A 10,386-nucleotide genomic window follows, 5' to 3' on the forward strand; every position below is an offset into this window, starting at 1 on the left:
AAGCCAAGACCTATGCGGAAGGCGTGCGACGGGGCGGCACTCTGGTCACCGTTCGGGCCGACGAGTCGCGGGGGGAACGCGTCCTCGCCATTCTGGATCAAGCCGGTTCGATCGACATCGACGAGCGCGCCGAGGATTGGCGGGCACAGGGCTGGACCGGCGGTACGATCGGCCCGGCCGCCCGGTCCACCCGCTGAGGCGAGGATACGTATCCGCCCCGGGCAACTCCGCGGGGCGGGCGTGGGTCAGGTCATCATCTTACGAGCGAACATCGAGGCTCCGAACAGGATTCCGGCGCCCGCCATGATCAGGCCGATCATCAGGAGCCGCCGCGGTTCGGTCGACGATTCCGCTTTCACGGGCTCGACGATCGGGCTGAAGAACTCGATCTGCCGGGCCGAGATGATGCGGGCGCGCTCGTAGGCGGTCAGCACTTGCTGGTAATATTTCTCGGCGTTCTTCCGGTCGTTCTCCAGGATCTCGAACCGCGTCAACGCGTCGGACAGCAGCCGCTTCTGATCGGGATCCTGGCTGGCGGATTGCCGCTCGATCCGGGCGATGTTGTCGTCGATATCCTTGATCTGCTGCTTGAGATCCATGATCCGGCGCGAATCGGGACCGAGGTCGCGCTGGCCGATCGCGAGCTGGACCGCGAGGTTGATGCGGGATGCCCGCAGCTCCGCGATCATCTTGATATTGATGTCATTCGTCTTCTGGGCGTCCAGCACACCTTCGCGGTTGCGCAGATCGCGCATGGCGAGGCGGATCTTGGTCATGCGCTCTTCGGCAAGACGGAGTTCGCGCGCGCTCTCCGCCACGGCGTCCTCGCGCGACTTGACGCTGAGGTCGTTCACCTTGCGCTCGGCCTCCTTCATGACGGCCTTGGCAATGGCAAGCGATTCGTCCGGATCGAAGGCCTCGACCGTGACGGACATGATCCCGGAGCCGCCTTCGACCTCGACGCCGACGCGCCGCTTCCAATAGCGGACGAACTTCTCGATCGGCTTTTCGGGATCGAACCGTGAAAAGTAATCGATCGAATCGCTGCTGAACCACTGGCGCAGCGGCAGCTGCCCCTCAAGGATCTCCAGCATCGGCCGGCTGAGGATGAACTCGCGCGTGATCTGTGTATCCTGCGCCACCATCTGGTTCGACGTGCCGGAAGCGGTTCCCCCGGTTTCGGAGGATGTCTTGTCGGACGAGCCGAGAGCCGGTCGGATCGCGAAGCGTGCTTCGGTGACGTAGCGATTGGACGCGATCAAGCCGTAATAGACGGCACCGGCCAAGGCCGGCAGGATGAAACAGAGCACGAACAGAACCGGGATCCAGGGGTCGTTCTTGGTCTGGACCTGATAGGACCGGATCCCCTTCTTGCGATCGGCGAAGCGCGACATGCGCGCGATCTGCCGAAGCGACTCAGTGACCGCCTGTTGACGGTCGGCAGACGTAACCGGCTGTCCCTCTGCCTTCCGGATCTCCATATTCATGGTCTGATTCCCGGCCCTCCCGGCCTAGAAGGTTGACCCGTCACCGGGATCATGACCGCGCCGCAATCCGCACGCCGATCGTCTGTCGCACGGGGAGACGGCAAAAGCATGTCGTTATGGATGCCTCGGCTTCGCCGCCGCGCGCGTCGCGGCGCGGCCTGGTCCGATGGAATCCGTGCGTGCCATCGATGACCACATCGCTGTTGGGCCGGAGGCAGTCTGCCGGATCCAGCCGCCCGGTCGTCCTCGCGGAATGCGTGGCCATGGTGGTGCCCGCGTTCTGTCGGAGTCACACGAAGCCGCGCTCAAGCCGATCTCGCTACGGAAAACCTGCGCTAAGGCGCCGGATCTATGACGCGTCGGCGGAGATCCCGTCACTTATGATCAGCTTCCGATAAAAGCCGATACGGAAATCATTCGGCGTGACGATCCATCAATCGTTGCGGTCCGAGATTAAAGTCGTAACCGAGGCGACCAGAGTGGGACGCGGCGCACTCATTCAGGAAATACTGTCGATACCCGTAGACATATCTGCTCGTCGAGCCCGGAGCCCGAAATCCTGAGCGGCGATCATCGGCGTGTCGAAAGCGATCGCGTTCGGAAGGCCCAGGGCGAAATGCCGGGCTGCTCGGCCCGTGTCGAGACCGCCCGCCGGCATTCCGTCAGGGGCCGCGTCTCGCGGCATCGAGTTGAAGAAAAGTTCCACCTGTCACCGCAGGCGTTGACGGAATTCCCCATTTGGCATACCAAATACCAACGAAAGGGCTGGTCACGGTTCCTTAGCAAGACCGGACTGGAATTTTAACGCCGCTCTTTCGGGCGACGTTCAGGGAGGGTGGCCGCGGATGACGCAGCTTCGGACTTCTGCAATCCGCCTCATCCCTGGCCCGTTGGCCGGATGTCGCCGGTGACGGGCTTGGCGCAGGCGGAGCGTAACGGTTCCGATCTCGCCGACTTCGTCAGGGCTATCGGAGACGCCGTGGTGGTGTCCGATCCGGACGGCGCCATCACCGTCTGGAACGCCGCCGCCGAGCGCATCTTCGGCTTCAGCGCCGCCGAGGCGCTGGGGCAGAGTCTCGATCTGATCACCCCCGAGCGGCACCGGCGCCGCCACTGGGACGGCTATGCCAAGACCATGCGCACCGGCGTCACCCGCTACGGGGCGGAGACCCTGAGGGTGCCGGCGCTCCACAAGGACGGCCGCCAGCTCTCCATCGCCTTCACGGTGGGGATGGTGCGGGACGCCTCCGACCGGGTGACCGGGATCGTCGCCGTGATCCGCGACGAGACCGAGCGCTGGGCCGAAGAGAAGCGCCTGCGCCAACGCGTGGCCGAACTCGAAGCTTCCTCGGATCCGGCCCGCCGGGCGCCATGAGCCCGCCGGACGATCCGAAGGTCCCGATCACCAAACCGCACAGGGAGAACGCCCCATGAGCAAGCCGCTGGAAGGCATCAAGATCATCGACTTCACGCACGTCCAGGCCGGCCCGGCCTGCACGCAGCTGCTCGCCTGGTTCGGCGCCGACGTGATCAAGGTCGAGCGTCCCGGCGCCGGCGACGTGACCCGGACCCAGCTGCGCCACGTCGAGGACGCGGACGCGCTCTACTTCACGATGCTGAATTCCAACAAGCGCTCGCTCACCCTCGACACCAAGACCCAGGCCGGCAAGGAAGTCCTCGAGAAGCTCATCCAAGACTCCGACGTCATGGTCGAGAATTTTGGCCCCGGCGCCCTCGACCGGATGGGCTTTTCCTGGGCCCGCATCCAGGAGCTGAACCCGGGCATGATCCTCGCCTCGGTGAAGGGCTTCTCGGACGGCCACCACTATGAGGACCTGAAGGTCTACGAGAACGTCGCCCAGTGCGCGGGCGGTGCCGCCTCGACCACGGGCTTCTGGGACGGGCCGCCCACCGTCAGCGCAGCCGCGCTGGGGGATTCCAACACCGGCATGCACCTCGCCATCGGCATCCTCACGGCGCTTCACCAGAAGAACAAGACCGGCAAGGGCCAGAAGGTCGCCGTGTCGATGCAGGACTCGGTGATCAACCTCTGCCGCGTGAAGCTGCGCGACCAGCAGCGCCTCGACGCCCTCGGCTACCTCGAGGAGTACCCGCAGTACCCCCACGGCGAGTTCTCCGACGTGGTGCCGCGGGGCGGCAACGCCGGCGGCGGCGGCCAGCCGGGCTGGGTGCTGAAGTGCAAGGGCTGGGAGACCGACCCGAACGCCTACATCTACTTCACGATCCAGGGCCATGCCTGGGCGCCGATCTGCAAGGCGCTCGGCAAGGAGGAGTGGATCACCGATCCGGGCTACAACACCGCCCGGGCGCGCCAGGACAAGATCTTCGACATCTTCAAGACGATCGAGGAGTGGCTCGCCGACAAGACCAAGTTCGAGGCGGTGGACATCCTGCGCACCTACGACATTCCCTGCGCGCCGGTGCTGTCGATGAAGGAGATCGCCGAGGACAAGTCCCTGCGCGAGAGCGGCACCGTCGTCGAGGTGGCGCACCCGAAGCTCGGCAAGTACCTGACTGTCGGGAGCCCGATCAAGTTCTCCGACATGAAGGTCGAGGTGAAGGCGTCGCCGCTGCTCGGCGAGCACACCGATGAGGTGCTCGCAGACCTCGGTTACTCGCCGGAGCAGATCCGGGCGATGCACGAGGCTCGCGCGGTCTGATAGACAGCGCCCGACCTCAGCGTTCCTGAGAGAGGACGGCGCTCCCCCAGCGCCGTCCTTTTCATGTGCGAGCCCCGGATCCGATGCGCGCATTCCTGAGCCGTTTCCTGCCGGAGCTGACCCCGATCAGCAAGCGTGAGCGCCTGCGCTCCGCTGCCGGTGCCCTGGCGGGCATCCTGGCGACCGGCCTCGTCTGCCGCGCCGCCCTGGGCTCCGAGGCGCTGCCTGTCCTGATCGCCCCGATGGGCGCCTCGGCGGTGCTGCTCTTCGCCGTGCCCGCGAGCCCCCTGGCGCAGCCCTGGTCGATCCTCGGCGGCAACATCGTGGCGGCATTCGTGGGCGTCACGGCGGGGGCGTGGATCGCCGATCCGTTCGTGGCGGCATCCTGCGCCATCGGGGTTGCGATCGCCCTGATGATGGCCCTGCGCTGCCTGCACCCGCCGAGCGGAGCCGTGGCGCTGACGGCCGTTCTCGGCGGCCCGGCGATCCGCGAGCTGGGCTACGGCTTCGTGCTCTGGCCGGTCGCGGCCAATTCGCTGCTGCTGCTGACGACCGCCCTGCTGTTCAACAACCTGACGGGGCGCGCCTACCCGCATCTGCGCCCGGCGGGTCCGAGAACGGCCGATCCGCCCTCCGGCGCCCGGGTGGGCTTCCGGGCCTCGGACCTCGACGCCGCGCTGGAGGATTTCGACCAGCTCCTCGACGTCGACCGCAGCGACCTGGAGCAGATCCTGCGGCGCGTGCAGATGCGGGTCTACGGCCGCCTCTCGAGTCCGATCACCTGCGCGGCGATCATGTCGCGCGACGTGATCGCGGTGGCGCCGGACGCGCCGCTGGCCGAGGCGTTGCGGCTGCTGCGCAGGCACCGGATCAAGGCGCTTCCGGTGACCGACGAGGGGGCACGCGTCCTCGGCATCGTCACGCAGACGGATCTCCTCGACAAGGCCGCCTGGGACCGGTCCGGGCCGCGCCTCGGCCTCGGCCGCCGCCTGCGGCTCACGGCCGAGCGGGGCCGCGCACCCCATGGCTGCGCCGCCGACATCATGAGCGCGGTCGAGCCCGTCGGCCCCGACACACCCATCGCCGTGCTGGTGCCGCGGATGTCGGAGGCGGGGCTGCACCACCTGCCGGTGGTCGACGCCGACGGCCGTCTGGTCGGGATCGTCTCGCAGACGGACCTCATCCCGGCGCTGTTGTCCGAAGCCGACGCGCCCGAGGCACCGGTCCGCGCCCGCGCCTCGGCCCGTACCGCTCTGGCCTGACGCTCACACGCCGTCGGGCGGATCGCTCAAGAAGAAGTCCACTGCCTGGGCCACCACGGCCGGCTGATGGGCGTGCGGCCCGTCATACTCGACATAGGTGACCGGATAGCCGGCCTCGCGCAGCGTCGGCACGTGGATCCGGGCGCTCCGGTCGATCGGGATCTGCTCATCCTGCGTCCCGTGCGACAGGAAGATGCGCGGTGCGCCGACCTGCAGATGGACCGACAGGAATCCGGCCGACGAGACGATCAGGTGGCTCGCCACATCGCCGTTCGCGAGCCCCAGCGAGAGGGTGTAGCTTCCACCGTCGGAATGGCCGGCGAAGCAGAGCCGCCCCGGATCGAGCAAAAACCGGTCCGCCACGTGCGCCAGTGCCGCCGCGACCCTCTCGCGGTCAGGCCCGTGGCCGGCGATGACGATGTCCCAGGTCGGGAACAGGGATTGCGGTACGAGGAGCAGGAAGCGCGCTGCGCGGGCATGCGCCTCCAGCATCGGCAGGATGCGCTCGGCACTGCCGCCGCCGCCGTGGAACAGAACCACGAGCGGGCAGGGCCGGCGCGGATCGAGGCCCTCGGGAACCACCAGCACCGCGTCGCGCTCGGCGAAGAGGCCGAGGTCATGCCTGCCCGGCGGAAGGGGTTCGCCGCCGGGCAGTCGGTGGCGAAAGTGCAGGCGGCCGGCGAGGTCGGGATCGATCATCGCAGGAACTCGTCGGATCGGTGTTGGATTCGCGTTGTGTGGCTTGCCAGCGGCGCCAGACTCCCTCTCCCGTGCGGGAGTGGGCTGGGGTGAGGGGCGAGAACTCTCAGGACGAGCACGTCATTGAGGCGCGTCCCGATCGCGCCCTTTCCGGACGGACCTGTTCCCTCACCCTGTCCCTCTCCCGCACGGGAGAGGGGACCCGCGGCTCGGCCTCGAAGCGTGCCGCGCAGTCATGAACGGCCGGACCGCTGAGCGATCCGGCCGGCGTGCAGACATCCCGGTTGCGGGCTTCAGGGGCCCGCCGCCCTCACTTCTTCTTCTTCTTGATGCCGCTTTGCGGGTTGAGGCTGCCGATGTTGCCGCTCTCGCTGCCGGCCGCCGGGTCGATGACGGCGTTGACCAGGGCCGGGCGGCCCGAGTTCATCGCCTCGTTGACCGCGCGGGTCAGCTCGTCCGGCGTGGTGACGTGGTAGCCGACGCCACCGAAGGCTTCCATCATCTTGTCGTAGCGGGAATCCGGCACGAACACCGTCGTGGCGGGATCGCGGCCGGTCGGATCCGTGTCGGTGCCGCGGTAGATGCCGTTGTTGTTGAACACGACGATGCAGACCGGCAGCCCGTACCGGCAGATGGTCTCGACCTCCATGCCGGAGAAGCCGAAGGCGCTGTCGCCTTCGACGCACAGGACCGGCTTGCCGGTCTCGACCGCCGCCGCGACCGCGAAGCCCATGCCGATGCCCATGATGCCCCAGGTGCCGACATCCAGGCGCTTGCGCGGCTGGTACATGTCGATGATGCCCCGGGCGAGGTCGAGGGTGTTGGCGCCCTCGTTGACCAGGATCGCGTCCGGCCGCTCCTTGACGATGGTGCGAAGCGCACCGAGTGCCGCGTGGAAGTTCATCGGCGAGGCGTTGCTCATGAGCTTCGGCGCCATCTTGGCGACGTTGGCCTCGCGCTTGGTTTTGAGCGTCTCGATCCAGTCGGAGGGAGGCTGCTGCCAGCCCTGGCCCATGCCGTCGAGCAGCGCCTGCACGCAGGAGGCGATGTCGCCGACCACCGGCGCGACGATCTCGACGTTCGAATCCATCTCGCGGGGTTCGATGTCGATCTGGATGAACTTGGTCGAACCGGGCTCGCCCCAGCTCTTGCCCTTGCCGTGCGACAGCAGCCAGTTCAGCCGGGCGCCGATCAGCAGCACCACGTCCGAGTCCTTCAGCGCCGTCGAGCGCGCCGCGCCGGCCGAGAGCGGGTGGGTGTCGGGCAGGAGGCCCTTGGCCATGCTCATCGGCACGTAGGGGATGCCGCTGGTCTCCACGAGGCTGCGGATCGCCGCGTCGGCCTGGGCGTAGGCGGCGCCCTTGCCGAGCACGATCAGCGGCCGCTTGGCGGATTTCAGGACGTCGAGCGCCCGGGCGATCGCCTCGGGGGCGGGGTGCTGGGCCGGGGCCGGATCGATCACCTTGACCAGCGACTTCTGGCCGGCCTCGGCGTCCATCACCTGGGAGAACAGCTTGGCGGGCAGGTCCAGGTAGACGCCGCCCGGCCGGCCCGAGCAGGCGGCGCGGATGGCGCGGGCGACGCCGATGCCGATATCGGCCGCATGCAGAACCCGGAAGGCCGCCTTGCACAGGGGCTTGGCGATGGCGAGCTGGTCCATCTCCTCGTAGTCGCCCTGCTGCAGGTCGACGATCTCGCGCTCGGAGGAACCCGAGATCAGGATCATCGGAAAGCAATTGGTGGTGGCGTTGGCGAGGGCGGTCAGGCCGTTCAGGAAGCCCGGGGCCGAGACCGTGAGGCAGATGCCCGGCTTCTGGGTAAGGAAGCCCGCGATCGCCGCGGCGTTGCCGGCGTGCTGCTCGTGGCGGAACGAGATCACCCGCATCCCCTCGGCCTGGGCCATGCGGCCGAGATCGGTGATCGGGATGCCAGGGACACCGTAGATCGTCTCGATGCCGTTGAGCTTGAGCGCGTCGATGACGAGGTGGAAGCCGTCGGTCAGCTCGGGCTCTGCCTCGACCTCGGGTGCGGTGTGGACGATCTTGGCGAGTGCGGTCATCACGGTTTCTCCCGGAGGATCGGTATCGGTACGGGCGGCTCTGGGCGCCGGCTGGCGGGGGATCCCCCACGCTCCCCGAGGAGGGGAGGGCGGGAGATCCGTGAAGGCTGGGCGTCGCTCGGGCGACGTCGTGGAGCGGGGGCCGCTCAGGCCGCCCGGATCGGGTGGGCGCCGAGCGCCGCGGGATGCTCCTCCGCGGCGAGATAGCGGGCCCGCATCGGGCGCAGGACGAACATCGCCATCGCCGCCGCCGTCACGTTGAGCACGATGATCAGCGTGAACACCGCCGACCAGCCGTAGGCCGCCGACAGGAGGCTGGCGAAGGGCACGAGGAACGCCGCGGTGCCCTTGGCGGTGTAGAGCAGGCCGGCATTGCTGGCGGCGTACTTGGAGCCGAACGTGTCGCCGCAGGTCGCCGGGAACAGCGAGTAGATCTCGCCGAACACCCCGAAATACACCGCGGTGGCCAGCACGAAGACCATCGGGATGTGACCGTAGGTCAGCAGCACGATCACCGCCAGCGCCGCCGTCGAGAAGGCGATGAACATCGTGTTCTCGCGGCCGATGTTGTCGGAGACGTAGCCGAAGAACGGCCGCCCGAACCCGTCGAAGATCCGGTCGAGCGAGATCGCAAGCGTCAGCGCCGCCATCTGGAGGCCGAACAGGCTCACCGGCACGCCCGCCACCTGGAAGTCGTGGGCGATCGGGGCGATCTGCGCCGCCGCCATCAGGCCGCCGGAGGCGACCATCACGAACATGGCGTACATCACCCAGAAGACCGGGGTGCGCACCGCCTCGCGGGGGCTGCGGTCGACCTTGGTCTGCGGCAGGCGGGTGCTCTTGCGCTGGACCGGCGAGTTGGTCGACGGCTTGCGCAGCAGGAAGGCGAGCGCGAGGACCACGGCGCCCTGACCGATGCCGAAATACAGGAAGGCGTCCTGGTAACCGCTCGACGCGATCATGCGGGCGATCGGTACCACCGTGATGGCGGCACCCGCGCCGAAGCCGGCCGCGGTGGCACCGGCGGCGAGGCCGCGGCGATGCGGGAACCACTTGAGCGCGTTGCCCACGCAGGTGCCGTAGACCGAGCCCGCACCGATGCCGGCGATGACGGCGCCGAGATAGAGCATCGCCAGGCTGTCGGCGTAGGCGTTGATCGTCCAGGCGAGGGCGATCATCACGCCGCCGAACGCGACCACGATCTTCGGGCCGTAGCGGTCGACGAACCACGCCTCGACCGGGACCAGCCAGGTCTCGGTGGCGACGAACAGCGTGAAGGCGAGCTGGATCGCCGCGCGTCCCCAGTGGTAGCGCTGGTCGATCGGGTCCACGAACAACGTCCAACCGTATTGGAGGTTGGCGATCATGGCCATGCAGATCACGCCGAAGGCGAGCTGCCACCATTTCGCCGACGGCGAATCCTGGCGTTCCATCCCTGAGCCTCTCTCTTGGGCGGCGCGGCCTTGCTGTGGCGGCGTCTCTCGTGCACCGACGATCATGCACATCCGTTCTAGGTATGCAATATACCAGCCTGAGACGGACGGGATGAACTGTCAGGGCGGCGATATTATTCCGTTTCCCCCGGCGTAGGAATCGGGCCCCAGGCACCGAGCGTCGGCGCGTCGGTTGGGTGCAGCGTTTCATCGAGCGTGGGAATCGCGGTCGGATCGGCCGGGAATCCGATGACCGCGCAGGCCGCCTCCCAGTCCGGACCCGCCTTCACCGCCGCCAGGGTGGCCGGATGCAGCGCGGTGATCCGTCCGCGATCGAGGCGCAGGATGGCACGGCCGGTCTCGGCCTGAACGAAGCGGACGATCGCCATCCGGCGCAGGCATTCGCGCAGGAAGGTGGTGTTGGCGGATGCCGAAAGGTCGGCGCCCTTGAACACCGCCTCGGGACTGCGGGCGAAGATGTCGACCTTCCGAAACCGGTCGATGTCGATCAGCCCTTTCACGTCGAGGATGTTGAGGATCCCGTCGGCCCAGAACGCGATGGTGGCGGCCGCTCGCCCAGCGGCACGCTGTTGTCGAGGAACTCGCAGACCACCTGCTTTTCGCGCGAGAGCGCCCAGTTGAAGAACAGGCGCTGCATGCCGGTTTAGGCCTCGACATTGTGCGCCAGCAGGTCCTCCACCGCCTTGTAGCGGCCGAACATCTCACCCAGCTTTCATCCCAGCTCGACGGTATCGACCGGGGGCG

Annotated in this window: 9 protein-coding genes and 1 pseudogene; 4 read left to right on the top strand and 6 right to left on the bottom strand. The window is 67.7% G+C overall.

The genetic code is table 11. The features are described from left to right. Window positions 1-197 (top strand): annotated as a pseudogene (locus I53_RS19375) (hypothetical protein); the annotation flags it as partial. Between the two features lie 48 nt (window positions 198-245). Here I53_RS19375 and I53_RS19380 read toward each other — a convergent pair. Next, entirely contained in the window at window positions 246-1,487 is a 1,242-nt protein-coding gene (locus I53_RS19380) for a capsule biosynthesis protein (RefSeq protein ID WP_043353709.1), read from the bottom strand. Between the two features lie 907 nt (window positions 1,488-2,394). On the opposite strand from I53_RS19380, the gene I53_RS19385 reads away from it, so the two are divergent. The 3 genes from I53_RS19385 (at window position 2,395) to I53_RS19395 (ending at window position 5,430) form a co-directional block, all read left to right on the top strand. Further along, window positions 2,395-2,862, top strand: coding sequence for a PAS domain-containing protein (locus I53_RS19385; RefSeq protein WP_374701349.1), 468 nt, complete (start codon window positions 2,395-2,397; stop codon window positions 2,860-2,862). 55 nt (window positions 2,863-2,917) lie between these two features. Continuing rightward, window positions 2,918-4,168 carry a formyl-CoA transferase gene (frc, locus tag I53_RS19390; RefSeq protein WP_043353710.1) on the top strand — a complete coding sequence of 417 codons (1,251 nt, stop codon included), beginning with the start codon at window positions 2,918-2,920 and terminating at the stop codon, window positions 4,166-4,168. Between the two features lie 83 nt (window positions 4,169-4,251). Next, complete coding sequence (locus tag I53_RS19395) at window positions 4,252-5,430, top strand: HPP family protein (RefSeq protein WP_043353711.1); 1,179 nt, start codon at window positions 4,252-4,254, stop codon at window positions 5,428-5,430. A gap of 3 nt (window positions 5,431-5,433) precedes the next feature. Here I53_RS19395 and I53_RS19400 read toward each other — a convergent pair whose 3' ends face one another. From I53_RS19400 to I53_RS35275, 5 genes are all read right to left on the bottom strand, one after another. Then, window positions 5,434-6,129 (bottom strand): alpha/beta hydrolase, encoded by a 696-nt coding sequence (locus I53_RS19400; protein ID WP_043353713.1) that lies wholly within the window; start codon window positions 6,127-6,129, stop codon window positions 5,434-5,436. 310 nt (window positions 6,130-6,439) lie between these two features. Continuing rightward, a complete protein-coding gene (gene oxc, locus I53_RS19405) occupies window positions 6,440-8,188 on the bottom strand; it encodes an oxalyl-CoA decarboxylase (protein ID WP_051044902.1) in 1,749 nt (582 codons plus the stop codon). A gap of 146 nt (window positions 8,189-8,334) precedes the next feature. Next, window positions 8,335-9,621, bottom strand: a complete 1,287-nt coding sequence (gene oxlT / locus I53_RS19410) for an oxalate/formate MFS antiporter (RefSeq protein WP_043353715.1) — start codon at window positions 9,619-9,621, stop codon at window positions 8,335-8,337. A gap of 134 nt (window positions 9,622-9,755) precedes the next feature. Next, the gene (locus I53_RS35270) at window positions 9,756-10,142 is read right to left on the bottom strand and encodes a hypothetical protein (protein ID WP_043353717.1); all 387 of its coding nucleotides are present in this window, start codon (window positions 10,140-10,142) and stop codon (window positions 9,756-9,758) included. Continuing rightward, window positions 10,139-10,279, bottom strand: a complete 141-nt coding sequence (locus I53_RS35275) for a hypothetical protein (protein ID WP_251982371.1) — start codon at window positions 10,277-10,279, stop codon at window positions 10,139-10,141. Before I53_RS35275 ends, I53_RS35270 begins: the two co-directional genes overlap by 4 nt. Window positions 10,280-10,386 lie beyond the last annotated feature (107 nt).

This window comes from Methylobacterium sp. B1, from assembly GCF_000333255.1.
Taxonomy (GTDB): Bacteria; Pseudomonadota; Alphaproteobacteria; order Rhizobiales; family Beijerinckiaceae; genus Methylobacterium; species Methylobacterium fujisawaense.